A 13,234-nucleotide genomic window follows, 5' to 3' on the forward strand; every position below is an offset into this window, starting at 1 on the left:
CCCCCCCCCCCCCCCCCCCCCCCCCCCCCCCCCCCCCCCCCCCCCCCCCCCCCCCCCCCCCCCCCCCCCCCCCCCCCCCCCCCCCCCCCCCCCCCCCCCCCCCCCCGGCCCTCCGTCGACCGGCTGCCGGCCGGATGTCGGCCGCCTGTCGGTCGCCTGTCGGAGCTTTGTCAGCGGCGGGTGCTCCCATGGTGGACATGACGCGAAACGACAACGCTCCCCACGCCGTGGAGGTCCGGGGACTGGTCAAGCACTACGGCGAGACCAAGGCCCTCGACGGGGTCGACCTGGACGTGCGCGAAGGCACCGTCCTCGGTGTCCTCGGGCCCAACGGGGCGGGCAAGACCACCCTGGTCCGCTGCCTGTCCACCCTGATCGTCCCGGACGCCGGCACCGCCCGGGTCGCGGGCTACGACGTGGTCCGCCAGCCCCGGCAGCTGCGCCGCACCATAGGCCTGACCGGCCAGTACGCCTCGGTCGACGAGAAGCTCTCCGGCTGGGAGAACCTCTACATGATCGGCCGGCTGCTGGACCTGTCCCGCAAGGACGCCCGGACCCGCGCCGACGAGATGCTGGAGCGGTTCTCCCTGACCGAGGCCGCGAAGAAGGCCGTGATGAACTACTCCGGCGGTATGCGCCGGCGCCTCGACCTGGCCGCCTCGCTGATCGGCAACCCGGCCGTGCTCTACCTGGACGAGCCGACCACCGGCCTGGACCCCCGTACCCGCAACGAGGTGTGGGACGAGGTGCAGCGGCTGGTCGCCGAGGGCGCCACCGTGCTGCTCACCACCCAGTACATGGAGGAGGCCGAGCAGCTCGCGAGCGAGCTGACGGTCATCGACCGCGGCAAGGTCATCGCCAACGGCAAGGTCGACGAGCTGAAGGCGCGCGTCGGCGGGCGCACCCTGCGCATCCGCCCGGCCGATCCGGCCGACCTGCCGGGCATGGCCCGCGCCCTCGCCGAGACCGGGCTGGACGGCATCGCCGGCTCCCAGGCCGTCCCGGACGAGGGGACGCTGCTGGTGCCGATCCTGGCCGACGAGCAGCTGACCGCCGTCGTCGGCCTGCTGGCGGCCCGCGGGTACGCCATCTCCGACATCGGCACCTACCTGCCCAGCCTCGACGAGGTCTTCCTGGCCATCACCGGCCAGAAGCCCGCCGTCGAGGACTCCGTTCCCACCGAGCAGACCGAGGAGGTCGCGGCATGAGCACCGTAACCACGACGAAGCCCAGCACCCCGGCGGCCTCCCCGGCCGCCGGACCTACGCCCCCGGCCGAGAGCCGGATCGGCCTGCGGGCCAACCTGCGGCACATCGGCGCCCTGGCCCGCCGCAACGCCCTCCAGATCAAGCAGGACCCGGAGTCGATGTTCGACGTCCTGTTCATGCCGATCATCTTCACGCTGCTGTTCGTGTTCGTCTTCGGCGGTGCGATCTCCGGCAAGGGCAACCAGGGCGAGTACGTCAACTACGTGGTCCCGGGCCTGATGGCGATGATGGGCATGAACATCGCGATGGGCGTCGGGACCGGGGTCAACGACGACTTCAAGAAGGGCGTGATGGACCGCTTCCGGTCCATGCCGATCGCCCGGTCCTCGGTGCTCATCGCCAAGATCGTGGTCGAGCTCGGCCGGATGATGGTCGCCATCGCGATCCTCCTCGGGATGGGCTTCCTGCTCGGACTGTCGATCAAGTCCTCGGTGCTGGACCTGTTCCTGGCCATCGGACTGTCGGCCGTCTTCGGCGCCTCGCTGATGTGGATCTTCATCCTGCTGGGTCTCACCATGAAGACCGCCCAGGCCGTGCAGGGCATGGCGATGCTGGTGCTGATGCCGCTCCAGTTCGGCAGTTCGATCTTCGCCCCGCCGACGACGATGCCGGGCTGGCTCCAGAGCTTCACGGACGTCAACCCGCTGTCGAACCTGGCCGACGCGGCCCGCGGCCTGATCAACGGGACCCCCCTCGGGAACTCCGTGTGGATCACCCTGGCCTGGTCGGTGGGCCTCACCGCCGTCACCATGCCGCTGGCCGTCCGCAAGTTCCGCCAGAAGACCTGATCCGGGCCGGCCGGTCCGTTCGGATCGCGTCCCGGACGGACCCCACGGGGGACGGCGGGGGATCAGATGAGGGCGGTGGCCTCCTCCAGGGTGAGGCCGCCGCCTTCGGCGTACGCGGCCTCGTACCCGGCGTCCCCCAGCGCCGCCCGCGCCAGCTCCTCGGCGCGGGCGGCGTCCTCGCGTTCGGTGGCCACGGAGAAGTGCTCGGGCGGCAGCAGCGCCCGGTAGGCCCCGATCAGCCGCGCGCCGTCGTTGGCGCCGCCGGAGCCGCCCAGCGAGAGCCGGGAACGGGCTGCGATCAGCAGGTACACCGCCGGCATGTGCGGGGCCATCAGCCGGGCCATCGGGTCCTGGACCATCCCCATGGCCGGGCGCAGCCGTTCGAGGGCCTCCGCGTACAGGCCCTCCTGGTTGTCGAGCCAGGCCATGGTGCCCAGCAGGAACCCGTCGAAGACGGCGAACGCCCCGAAGGCGAACTCCTCCCGCAGGCTCTGCAGCTGTGCGCGCGCCTCGGGGATCCGGCCCGTGCGGCCGAGGATGCCGGCGAGGAACATCCGGGCGGCGGGCACGGCCTCGTTGCCGTAGTTCTGAGCCGTGGCGGTGACCTCGTCGAGGAGCTCCTCGGCCTCCTCCATCCGGCCGCCCTCGGCGAGCACGCCGGCCATCCGTACCCGCAGGACCGTCACCTGCGCCTTGGCGCCGAGGCGTTCGGCGTAGGCGACCGCCTCGCGGTAGCACTGCCCGGCCAGGGCGAACTCGCCGCGCTTCTCCAGGGCCTCGGCGCGCGCGGAGAGGGCCTCGGCGCAGCCCCAGGCGTCGCCGAGTTCACGGAAGAGGGCCAGGCTCTCCTCGGCGTCGCGGGTGGCGTCGCCCGCCCAGTCGGCGCGGTTGGCGAGGATGTTGGCGCGGAGCTGGAGGGCGGTGGCCAGTTCCCAGCGGTAGCCGAGCGCGCGGGCGGTGGTGACGGTCTCGTCGACGACGCGCTGGAGCAGCCCCGGGTCGCCCGTGATCATGACGGCGTAGACCCACAGGGAGCCGGGGGTGCGGCACGTCTGCGGGAGTCCGGGCCGGTAGGCGGCGAGGACGCCCTCGACCTGGGCGCGGACCTCCGGGGAGTCCCAGCCGGCGCTGCTCTGGTCCCGGGAGGCCAGCCGCACCAGGTGCAGGGCCCGCCAGGCCTCGGCGAGCACCTCGCCCGAGTAGGGCGGCGGCGAGGCCACGAGCTGTTCGTACACGGGCTCGGCGGGGGTCACGGGCGCCGTGAAGGGGTCGGGGCCCAGGGCGGCGGCCGCTTCGGCCCAGTGGCGGGACTCGGTGCGCAGGTCGTGCATGTGCCAGTACCAGCCCAGGGAGTGGACGAGGCAGAGCACTTCGTCGGCCTCCCGGCCGGCGACGGCGCAGCGCAGGGCGGTACGGATGTTCTCGTACTCGGTGGTGATCCGCTCGGTGGCGGCGCGCTGGCCGTGGCCGCGGAGCAGGGGCTCGGCGGTGCGGGCGAGTTCGCGGTAGTGGACGAGGTGACGGCGCTCGGTGGCGGGACGGTCGCCGCCGGACCCGTCGAGACGCTCGGCCGCGTACTCGGCGACGGTCTCCAGGAGGCGGTAGCGCATCCCGTCGACGCGCTCGTCGGGTTCGGCGACGACGAGGGACTTGTCGACGAGGGAGCCGAGGACGTCGGCGACGTCGAGGGTGTCCTGCGGCTCGACGCAGACTGCTTCGGCGGCGGCCAGGTCGCAGCCGCCCGCGAAGACCGACAGGCGGGCGAGGACGGCCCGTTCGGAGGCGTCGAGGAGGTCCCAGGACCAGTCGACGACCGCGCGCAGGGTCTGCTGGCGGGGCAGGACCGTGCGGGCGCCGCCGGTGAGGAGACGGAAGCGGTCGTCCAGCCGGTCGGCGATCTGGCGCGGGGTGAGCAGCCGCAGCCGGGCGGCGGCCAGTTCGATGGCCAGCGGCAGGCCGTCGAGGCGGCGGCAGATCTCGGACGCGGCGTCCGGGTCGTCGGCGATGCTGAAGCCCGGCCGTACGGCGGCCCCGCGGTCGTCGAGGAGCGACAGCGCGACGGGGTCGGGCAGCGGTTCGACCGGGCGCAGGAACTCCCCCGGCACACCGAGGGGTTCGCGGCTGGTGGCGAGGATCTGTACGCCGGGGCAGTGGGTCAGCAGCCGCTCCGCGAGTTCGGCGGCGGCGCCGACGACGTGCTCGCAGTTGTCCAGGAGCAGCAGGAGCCGGCGGCGGGAGCAGTGTTCGGCGAGCCGGTCGAGCGGGGCGTCCCCGGCGCGCTCGGTGAGCGCGCGCAGTTCCTCGGCGGCGGCGCCGCGCAGCTTCGTCTCACGGGCGCCGAGCGCGGCGAGGGCGGCCTCGGCGACGTCCTCGGGGTCGTCCACGGGCGCCAGCTCGACGAGCCACACCCCGTCGGGCCAGGCCCCGGAGCGGGGGGCGTGCCACTCGGCGGCCTCCTGGGACAGCCGCGTCTTGCCGGCCCCGCCGGGCCCGAGGAGCGTGACGAGCCGGGCCCGCCCGAGGTCCTCCCCGAGCACGCGGATGTCCCCCTCCCGCCCGACGAAGGAGGTGAGCCGCGCCCGCAGGTTCCCGGCGGGGGCCTGCGGCGCGGGTGCGGCGGGGGACGGGGCGTGGGGCTGGGGCTGGTCCCGGTGTGCCCGGCCGGTGGGCGGGGTGGTTCCACCGGGGGGCCGGGCCCCCGCGGTCCCGGGGGCCGGAGGCGCCCAGGCGGGGTCGGGAGCACCCTCGGCCGAGGGCGGGGCCGGGACGGACTCCCCGGTCCCCCGGGCAGGACCCCGGGACGGCTCGCCCCGGACCGCGGCGGCCCTCTCCGGGACGGCCGGATTCGCGGCGGCCGGGTGCGCGGCGGCCGTGGACTGAGCCAGGTCCGGGGCGGGCGAGGTGGCACCGCTCGGGGCGGACGCCTCGGCCTCCCGGACGGAGCCCGGGGCCGCGGCCGGGGCCAGGAGTTCGGCGTGGAGGGAGCGGAGCTGGGGGCCCGGGTCCGTGCCCAGGCGGGCCGACAGGTCGCGGCGGACGGCCTCGTAGGCGGCCAGTGCCTGCGCCGGCCGGCCCGCCGCCCGCAGGGCCCTGATCCGCAGCACCTGCAGGGGCTCGTCCAGGGGCTGCCGGGCGCACAGCTCGGCCAGCTCCGGCAGGGCCGCCTCCGCCTCGCCCAGCGCCAGGGCCGCACCGAGCCGACCCCGCCGCGCGTCCATCCGTACGGCTTCCCAGCGCGCGGCCTCCGCCGCCGCCTCGGGCAGCGAGGCCAGCGCCGGGCCCCGCCACAGTGCGAGGGCCTCGTCGTACAGGGCGGCCGCCGCGGCCGGGTCCGGCACGTCGGCGGCGGCCCGTACGAGCCGTTCGAAGCGGAAGGCGTCGACGTCCTCGCGCTCCGCGTCCAGCAGGTAGCCGCCCGGGCCCGAGCGCACGGCGGCGTGCCCCAGCGCCCGTCGCAGCCGGCCCACCAGCGCCTGGAGCGCGGGCACGGCCTCGGCCGGCGGGTCGGCGTCCCAGACCTCGCCGACGAGCAGCGCGGCCGGTACCGCCCGCCCCGGGCGCAGGGCGAGCGCGGTCAGCAGCGCCCGCAGGCGCGCGCCTCCGACGGCGACGGTGGTCCCGTCGTCGTGGGAGGCCTGGGTGGTACCGAGGATCGCGTAGCGCACCGGCCCATTGTCCCCGGCCCCGGGGCCGGGCCCGCCCGGTCACCGGGATAGGTTTCGCCGCATGGGTCACCAGGGGAGCCGCGGCGAGCGGCAGATCAGTTCCGTATTCCTCGGCATCGTCGCCGTCATGGCGGTCACCGGCTGGGCGGTGTGGACCGGGTACGCCGCCAGCCCGGGGCTGGCGGTGTTCCTGTTCGTGACGTCCGCGTGGGTCGTCTCGCTGTGCCTGCACGAGTACGCGCACGCCCGCACCGCCCTGCACGGCGGTGACATCACCGTCGGCGCGAAGGGCTACCTGACGCTGAACCCGCTGAAGTACACGCACGCGCTGCTCAGCATCGTGCTGCCGGTGGTGTTCGTGATCCTGGGCGGGCTGGGCCTGCCCGGCGGTGCGGTGTACATCGAGCGGGACCGGATCCGGGGCCGCTGGAAGCACAGCCTGGTGTCGGCCGCGGGCCCGCTGACGAACGTGCTGTTCGCGGCCGTCTGCACCGCGCCGTTCTGGCTGGACGCCCTGGACGGCGTCCCGTTCACGTTCCGCTTCGCGCTGGCGTTCCTGGCGCTGCTCCAGGTCTCGGCGGCGATCCTGAACTTCCTGCCGGTCCCGGGGCTGGACGGCTACGGCGTGATCGAGCCGTGGCTCTCGCACCGGGTCCGCCGCGAACTGGCGCCGCTGGCGCCCTTCGCGCTGATCGGGGTGTTCGCGCTGCTGTGGATCCCCGAGGTGAACGCGTTCTTCTTCGGCGCGGTGGACGGCATCCTGCGTGGTCTGGGCGTCTCGGATCTGGAGACGTACTGCGGCCACGACCTGTACCGCTTCTGGCAGGACCCGAACGGCCTCTGCACGGTCTCCGGCGGCTAGCCGGCACCCACACCGCCGGCCGCGGTCAGGCCACGAGCAGCCGCAGGCCCAGTTCGGCGGTGTCTAGGGCGACGAGGTCGCGGTTGCGCTCGGGTCAGCCAGAACCGCTCCAGCCAGCCGGGCGAACCGGCGTCGTACGTGAACACCACCACGCGGTCGGCCACGCGCTTCATCTCGCGCAGCCCGGCGACCGGGTCCGGCCAGTGGTGGACGGTGCTGACCGCCATGGCGGCGTCGAAGGACCGGTCCGCGAACGGGAGCCGCTCCGCACTGGCGGCCACGCACGGCGCCGCGCCCGCGGGACGCTGTGCCCGCATGACCGCCGACGGTTCCACCGCCGTGACCTCGCGGTCGGTGGGTTCGTAGGAGCCGGTCCCGGCCCCGACGTTCAGGACCGTCCCGAAGCCCAGCCGCCGGTAGGCGAGCACCTCCCGCAGCCGCTCCACGTCGCCCGCCGAGTAGGCCCGGTATCCGGCCGCGGTCCGCGCGGACGACGGCACGAGGCCGATCTCGTCGTAGTGATGAAGCGTGCGGACGCTCACGTCGGCCAGCTCGGCGACACGTCCCACGGTCAGGTGCTCTTCCACGCCCCCGACGATGCGGCATCACGCCACGTGAGGGTCAAGCCCGCCGGACGGCGGGGGCCTACGCGGCCTGCTGCGCCCGGCGCTGCTTGTCCGCCTTGGCCTTGCGGACGTAGTACCAGGCCATGTTGGACGTCAGCCCGGCCAGCAGCACCCAGACGATCCCGAGGAAGCTGCCCTCGATGAAGGCGACCACGGCCGCGGCCACGGCGAGGAGGCAGACGACAACGGCGAACACGGCAAGGCGGGGCATCCGGAACAGCTCCTCGGCGACACGGAAGGGGGTCGAACCCTTCCAGTGTCCCCCATCCCCGTCCGGGTCCCGCTCCGGCGGGGCGGGACCTTGGAGGGGGCGGGGCCGCGGCCCCGGGAGGGGGATCAGACGTCGGTGAGGCGGAGGCCGGCGTGGGCCTTGTAGCGGCGGTTGGTGGAGATCAGGTTGGCGACCATGGCCTCGACCTGGTGGGCGTTGCGCAGCCGGCCGGCGAAGACGCCGCGCATGCCCGGGATGCGGGCCGCGAGGGCCTGGACGAGGTCGGTGTCGGCGCGGGACTCGCCGAGGACCATGACGTCGGTGTCGATCTCCTCCACCGAGGCGTCCTGGAGGAGGACGGCGGAGAGGTGGTGGAAGGCGGCGGTCACGCGGGAGTCGGGGAGCAGGGCGGCGGCCTGCTGGGCGGCGCTGCCCTCCTCGACGCGCAGGGCGTAGGCGCCCTGCTTGTCGAAGCCGAGCGGGTTGACGCAGTCGACGACGAGCTTGCCCGCGAGGTCCTCGCGGAGGGCTTCGAGGGTCTTGGCGTGGCCCTCCCACGGCACAGCGATGATCACGATGTCGCTGCGGCGGGCGCACTCGGCGTTGTCGGCGCCCTCCACGCCGAGGCCGAGCTCGTCGGCGGCGGTGCGTGCGCGGTCGGCGGCGCGGGAGCCGATGATCACCTTCTGGCCGGCCCGCGCGAGGCGGTAGGCGAGGCCGCGGCCCTGGTCGCCGGTGCCGCCGAGGACGCCGACGGTCAGGCCGGAGACGTCCGGCAGGTCCCAGGGGTCCTTGGCCGGCGGCTTCTGCGTGCTGTCTGAGGAAGTCATGGGGGCGAGGGTACTGCCGAGTACGTCAGGGCCGAAGGGGTGGGAAGTGCCGGTACGCCCTCCGTGTCCGCCCGGGTGGTGCAGGATGCCGCCATGGATGCCGTGAGGGTCGCGCTGCTGCGCGAGGTGCTCGCCGGGACGCACTGGCCGGGCGAGGCGCGGCGGTTCGCCGGTTCGCTGCGGCGGTCCGTGGTGCCGTCGGGCGGGCCGTTGCTCCTGGTGGGCACCGAGCAGTACGAGCCCTGGCACCTGGCGGCGCACCTGGTGGACGAGGCCGCCTGGTCGGGGCTGCCGGAGCTGGCGCCGACGCTGGTGCGCCACCACGTGCGGCCGGACGCGCCGCCGCACCTCTCGGTGGGGCTGGGCCGGCTGGAGGGGGCCCGGCGCGGGCACACGCTGCTGGTGGTGGCGCCGGAGCGGCCCGGCGCCGGGCTGCTGGAGCGGGTCCACGACGCCCGCCGGGCGGGGGCGACCGTACTGTCCCTGGACGGTGGTGACCCGGATCTGGGCACGCTGGCGCACGACGCGCTGTCGGTGCCCGCCGCCACCGCGGAACTGGACCTGGACACGGTGCAGCACCTGGTCAGCGCCGCGGCCGGGGAGAACGGCCTGCCGGTGCGGCGCGGACCGCGGCGGCTGCGGGACCGGCTGGCGCGGCTGGCCGACCGGCTGACCGCGCCGCCGCCCAGCCGCTGGTGAGGGGGCCGGGGGGGGACGGCCGGGCAGGGGCCGCTAGGAAGCCGTGCCCTCTTCCTCTTCGCGGGTCTTGTCGTTCCACTTGGGGTCGTTCTGCCATTCGAGGTTGCGCTCCTGCGCCGTCTCCATGGCGTGCGTCGCCTCCTCGGGCGTGGCGTACGGGCCGAAGCGGTCCTTGGCCGGACATTCCGGGCCCTCTTCGACCTTCTTGTGGACCAGGCAGTAGTACCACTCGCCCGGCTTTCCCACCTGGCGCTTCTTGAACAGGGCCATCGTCGGCTCCTTCCTCTGTCCGCCATGCTGCCCCATACCCGCTGGATACACTCGCTTGCATGTCTGGCCAGTCGCTGCTCGTACCAGGCGAGCTCTCTCCCGTCCGTTCCGTTCCCGGTAACATCCGCCGGCCCGAGTACGTGGGCAAGCCGATGCCCACCCCGTACACCGGACCGGAGGTGCAGTCGGCCGAGACCATCGAGGCGATGCGCATCGCCGGCCGGATCGCCGCCAGGGCGATGGAGGAGGCCGCCAAGCACATCGCCCCGGGGGTGACCACCGACGAGCTGGACCGGGTCGCGCACGAGTTCATGTGCGACCACGGCGCCTACCCGTCGACGCTGGGGTACCGGGGCTTCCCGAAGTCCCTGTGTTCCTCGCTCAACGAGGTCATCTGCCACGGGATCCCCGACTCGACCGTCCTGAAGGACGGCGACATCGTGAACCTCGACGTGACCGCGTACATCGGCGGGGTGCACGGCGACAACAACGCCACCTACCTGTGCGGCGAGGTGGACGAGGAGTCCCGGCTGCTGGTGGAGCGCACCCGTGAGGCCCTGAACCGGGCGATCAAGGCGGTCAAGCCGGGCCGCCAGATCAACGTCATCGGCCGGGTCATCGAGTCGTACGCGAAGCGCTTCGGGTACGGCGTGGTCCGTGACTTCACCGGGCACGGGATCAACTCCTCGTTCCACTCCGGCCTGATCGTCCCGCACTACGACAGCCCGCACGCCACCACCGTCATCGAGCCCGGCATGACCTTCACGATCGAGCCGATGCTGACGCTGGGGACCCACGAGTACGACATGTGGGAGGACGGCTGGACGGTCGTCACGAAGGACCGCAAGCGCACCGCGCAGTTCGAGCACACGCTCGTGGTGACCGACTCGGGGGCCGAGATCCTGACCCTCCCCTAGTGCGGGACACGGTCCGCGGGCGGGCCGTTTTTTACCGACAAGACGTCGGGAACACATTGACTTAGGCAAACCTAAGTAGGAAGATCGGGCGTGGCGGCACCCTGTCGCCGCGCCCGATTCCTCTTTCCGGAGGTCCGCCTTGGACGCCTTCTCCACGGTCATCCGTGTCGCCTCGCACGAGCAGCACACCGAAGCCGAGACCTCGACGTTCATGAGCGACCTGCTCGGCGGTCGGCTCGGCGTGGACGCGTACACCCGCTACACCGAGCAGCTCTGGTTCGTGTACCGGGCACTGGAGGACGCGGCCGGAGCACTCCGCGAGGACCCGGTGGCCGGGCCCTTCATCCGTCCCGAGCTGATGCGCGTCGCCGAGATCGAGCGCGACCTGGCCCACCTGCTGGGCCCCGGCTGGCGCGAGTCGGTCGTGGCGCTGCCCGCCACCCTGGCCTACGCGGCGCGCGTGGCCGAGTGCGCGGCCTCCTGGCCGGGCGGGTACGTCGCCCACCACTACACCCGCTACCTGGGCGACCTCTCGGGCGGCCAGATCATCCGGGACAAGGCGGAGCGCACCTGGGGCTTCGAGCGCAAGGGCGACGGCGTGCGGTTCTACGTCTTCGCGGACATCGCGAACCCGGCCGCCTTCAAGCGGACCTACCGCGAGCTGCTGGACGCGATCGCCGCGGACGACCTGGAGAAGCAGCGGATCATCGACGAGTGCAAGCGCGCCTTCGACTTCAACGGCGCGGTCTTCCGGGAACTGGGCGAGCAGTTCCGGCTGAGCGCCTGATCCGCACCTCTGCGGGTGTCCGGCGGGTGTGCGGCGGGTGTGCGGCGCACCCCGCCGGACGCCGCGTCAGACCGAGGGCCGGCGGGGCTCCGCGAAGCGGACGCGGCCGCCGATCTCGACGGTGCCGTCGGGGCCCGGGGCGGTGAGGATCTGGGAGCCGGCGCCCTGGGTGATGTTCAGGGCGCGGTTCAGCTGGGCCGTCAGCAGGATGGCCGCCGAGCCGGTGGCCTCGTCCTCGGTGATGGCCCCGTCGGGGCGGCGCGGGAAGCCGCGGGCGCGGATCCGCCCGGCGCTCTCGTCCTCCCAGGCCCACGCGTAGAGCCAGCCCTCGCCGGGCGGAGGTGCGGGCAGCGCGTCGACCTCGGCGGGGTTGGCGTACTGCTCGGTGCGCTTGCCCGTGACCCACTCGGGGCGGGCCGTGATCCAGGTGAACTCCCCGTCGTCGCGGGCCCATACGGAGCCGGCGGGCGGCTGGAGTTCCTCGATGTCCAGCAGCCAGGCGACGCCGACCAGCGGGTGGCCCGCGAAGGACATGCGGGTGCCGGGCGTACGGATGTCGACGACCCCGCGCTCGGGGTCGTCGACGAACACCGTCTCGCTGTAGCCCAGTTCGGCCGCGAGGGCCTGCCGGTCCGCGTCCTCGGGGCAGGTCCGGCCGTCGCGGACGACTCCGAGCAGGTTGCCGAACCGGCCGTCACCCGCGCAGAAGACCTTGATCACATCCAGATCGTTCACGCGGGCATTCAAGCACGGGTCAGTTTCCGGCCGTACGGCGGCGGCGCGCGAGGTACACGGCGCCGGCGCCCGCGGCGATGACCGCGCCGGAGGTGCCGAGGAGGGCGCCGGCCGGGATCTCGGCGCCGGTGGAGGCGAGGTTCCCGCCCACGGAGCCGCCGGAGGAGCCGCCGACCGTCCCTCCGGTGGTGGTGCCGCCGGTGCTGCCGCCCGTGGTGCCCGAACCGCCGGTGCCCCCGGTGCCCCCGGTGGTGCCGGTGGTGCCGGTGCCGCCGGTGGACGGGAGGACGACGTCCTTGTCCACCGCCACCGAGAGGGTGAGCGAGTCCATCGGCTTGCCCGGCTTGTACTTCTCGTCGACGGCGCCGTTGTACGCGAAGACGGCGGAGCCCTTCTCGGTGAAGACCGCGGGGACCCCTTCCAGCGACAGCAGGCCGCCCTTGGTCTTGTAGTCGCCCTTCGACAGGTCGAGGGTGGCGAACGGGATGTCCTTGGTGGTGCCCTGCGCCGTCTTCGCGTCGAGGACCAGGGTGCCCGTCTTGCCCGTGGTGGCGATCCGGACGTTGCTGAAGGCCAGGTCGAGGTGGTGGGCGGGGAGCTCGAAGCGCACGGCTCCCTCGAAGGAGGCGTTCAGCTTCTGGTTCTTGACGTCGAGTTCGCCCTTGCCGAAGGAGAAGTCGAAGGTCTTGCCGTTCTTGGTGGCGCCACCGGACGCCGTGACGCCCTGGTCGCCGACGTAGTCGTGGAGGGACTGCTTCAGCCCCCACGTCAGTTTGCCGCGCAGGATCTTCTGCGGACCGTCGGCCGGAGCCGTGGTCGGGGCCTTCGTGGAGGGCTTGACCGTGCTGCTCGGCGTGGTCGGCTTCGTCGGCGCGGTGGTGCCCGCCGACGGCGACGGCGAGGTGCCCGGGGGGTCGCTCGGGGCCGGGGGCTTCGGGAACTCCAGCGCCACCGACAGCTTGTCGGCCTCCTGCCCCGCGTAGGCAGGGCGGTCGAACTGCGCGGCGAACTCGCGGGTGAGTGTGGTGGTGAGCCCCGTCATGTCCTTTCCGGTGAAGGCCACGTCCGCCAGCGGGACGTCGCGGGTCAGGACGTTGTTCCTGGTGACGTCCGCCGTCAGCTTCTTCGTACCGGTGTTGATGCGGAAGTTCTCCATCGCGACGACGAAACCGTGGGCGGTTCCGTCGAAGACGACCCGTCCCTTGAAGGCCGCGGTCACGACGTGGCCTCCGGCCTCGTCGTACTGCCCGGTCGCCTGGCCGAAGCGGAAGCCGCCCGGAACCTCGGAGGCCCCGTCGTGCGTGGTGATCGAGCCGATGCCCTTGACGTAGGCGCGCAGGCTCCCCAGCACGCCCCAGTCGAGGGTGCCGCCCGTCACCGGGATCGGGGCGGCGGCGGCCGGTGCCCCGGCGGCCGGCGCGCCGTCCGCCGCCGTGGCGGGTATGACGAAGGCGGCGGTGCCGAGGGTCGCGGCGGTGAGGACGGCGGCCGCGAGGACGGCCGGGCGGCGGTGGGACGACATGGGTGGGAACTCCCTGGGTGCACGGAGGGGATGGCGGGGCGGGGGCGGGAATCG

Annotated in this window: 12 protein-coding genes and 1 pseudogene; 6 read left to right on the plus strand and 7 right to left on the minus strand. The window is 73.7% G+C overall.

Features of this window, described 5'->3' with window-relative positions; translation table 11 throughout:
• The first annotated feature begins 188 nt into the window (after positions 1 to 188).
• Positions 189 to 1,208 carry an ATP-binding cassette domain-containing protein gene (locus ACEPPI_RS25530; protein ID WP_373917606.1) on the plus strand — a complete coding sequence of 340 codons (1,020 nt, stop codon included), beginning with the start codon at positions 189 to 191 and terminating at the stop codon, positions 1,206 to 1,208.
• Positions 1,205 to 2,056 (plus strand): ABC transporter permease, encoded by an 852-nt coding sequence (locus ACEPPI_RS25535; RefSeq protein WP_356224959.1) that lies wholly within the window; start codon positions 1,205 to 1,207, stop codon positions 2,054 to 2,056. The genes ACEPPI_RS25530 and ACEPPI_RS25535 overlap by 4 nt, the downstream gene beginning before the upstream one ends.
• A gap of 62 nt (positions 2,057 to 2,118) precedes the next feature.
• Here the strand turns inward: ACEPPI_RS25535 and ACEPPI_RS25540 are convergent, their stop codons facing one another.
• Positions 2,119 to 5,721 carry a BTAD domain-containing putative transcriptional regulator gene (locus tag ACEPPI_RS25540; protein ID WP_373917607.1) on the minus strand — a complete coding sequence of 1,201 codons (3,603 nt, stop codon included), beginning with the start codon at positions 5,719 to 5,721 and terminating at the stop codon, positions 2,119 to 2,121.
• A gap of 61 nt (positions 5,722 to 5,782) precedes the next feature.
• On the opposite strand from ACEPPI_RS25540, the gene ACEPPI_RS25545 reads away from it, so the two are divergent.
• On the plus strand, positions 5,783 to 6,583 hold the full coding sequence (locus ACEPPI_RS25545) for a site-2 protease family protein (protein WP_373917608.1): 801 nt from the start codon (positions 5,783 to 5,785) through the stop codon (positions 6,581 to 6,583).
• A gap of 89 nt (positions 6,584 to 6,672) precedes the next feature.
• Here ACEPPI_RS25545 and ACEPPI_RS25550 read toward each other — a convergent pair.
• The 3 genes and pseudogenes from ACEPPI_RS25550 to npdG all read right to left on the minus strand — a co-directional run.
• Positions 6,673 to 7,152 (minus strand): annotated as a pseudogene (locus ACEPPI_RS25550) (MerR family DNA-binding transcriptional regulator); the annotation flags it as partial.
• Between the two features lie 76 nt (positions 7,153 to 7,228).
• Complete coding sequence (locus ACEPPI_RS25555) at positions 7,229 to 7,420, minus strand: hypothetical protein (protein WP_373917609.1); 192 nt, start codon at positions 7,418 to 7,420, stop codon at positions 7,229 to 7,231.
• 125 nt (positions 7,421 to 7,545) lie between these two features.
• Positions 7,546 to 8,250 carry an NADPH-dependent F420 reductase gene (gene npdG, locus ACEPPI_RS25560; RefSeq protein WP_373917610.1) on the minus strand — a complete coding sequence of 235 codons (705 nt, stop codon included), beginning with the start codon at positions 8,248 to 8,250 and terminating at the stop codon, positions 7,546 to 7,548.
• A gap of 93 nt (positions 8,251 to 8,343) precedes the next feature.
• Here npdG and ACEPPI_RS25565 point away from each other — a divergent pair, with 93 nt between their 5' ends.
• Complete coding sequence (locus ACEPPI_RS25565) at positions 8,344 to 8,949, plus strand: hypothetical protein (RefSeq protein WP_373917612.1); 606 nt, start codon at positions 8,344 to 8,346, stop codon at positions 8,947 to 8,949.
• Positions 8,950 to 8,982: 33 nt separating this feature from the next.
• Here ACEPPI_RS25565 and ACEPPI_RS25570 read toward each other — a convergent pair whose 3' ends face one another.
• Positions 8,983 to 9,219: a hypothetical protein gene (locus ACEPPI_RS25570; protein ID WP_373917613.1), complete on the minus strand. Its 237-nt coding sequence runs from the start codon at positions 9,217 to 9,219 to the stop codon at positions 8,983 to 8,985.
• 59 nt (positions 9,220 to 9,278) lie between these two features.
• Here ACEPPI_RS25570 and map point away from each other — a divergent pair, with 59 nt between their 5' ends.
• Both map and ACEPPI_RS25580 read left to right on the plus strand, forming a co-directional pair.
• Positions 9,279 to 10,136: a type I methionyl aminopeptidase gene (gene map / locus ACEPPI_RS25575; protein WP_030238608.1), complete on the plus strand. Its 858-nt coding sequence runs from the start codon at positions 9,279 to 9,281 to the stop codon at positions 10,134 to 10,136.
• Positions 10,137 to 10,275: 139 nt separating this feature from the next.
• Positions 10,276 to 10,923 (plus strand): heme oxygenase (biliverdin-producing), encoded by a 648-nt coding sequence (locus ACEPPI_RS25580; RefSeq protein ID WP_030238607.1) that lies wholly within the window; start codon positions 10,276 to 10,278, stop codon positions 10,921 to 10,923.
• A gap of 66 nt (positions 10,924 to 10,989) precedes the next feature.
• Here the strand turns inward: ACEPPI_RS25580 and ACEPPI_RS25585 are convergent, their stop codons facing one another.
• Positions 10,990 to 11,658 carry a PhzF family phenazine biosynthesis protein gene (locus ACEPPI_RS25585; protein ID WP_373917614.1) on the minus strand — a complete coding sequence of 223 codons (669 nt, stop codon included), beginning with the start codon at positions 11,656 to 11,658 and terminating at the stop codon, positions 10,990 to 10,992.
• Between the two features lie 19 nt (positions 11,659 to 11,677).
• Positions 11,678 to 13,180: an HtaA domain-containing protein gene (locus ACEPPI_RS25590; protein WP_373917615.1), complete on the minus strand. Its 1,503-nt coding sequence runs from the start codon at positions 13,178 to 13,180 to the stop codon at positions 11,678 to 11,680.
• Between the last annotated feature and the right edge of the window lie 54 nt (positions 13,181 to 13,234).

Source organism: Streptomyces sp. AB3(2024) (assembly GCF_041862025.1).
Classification (GTDB): domain Bacteria; phylum Actinomycetota; class Actinomycetes; order Streptomycetales; family Streptomycetaceae; genus Streptomyces.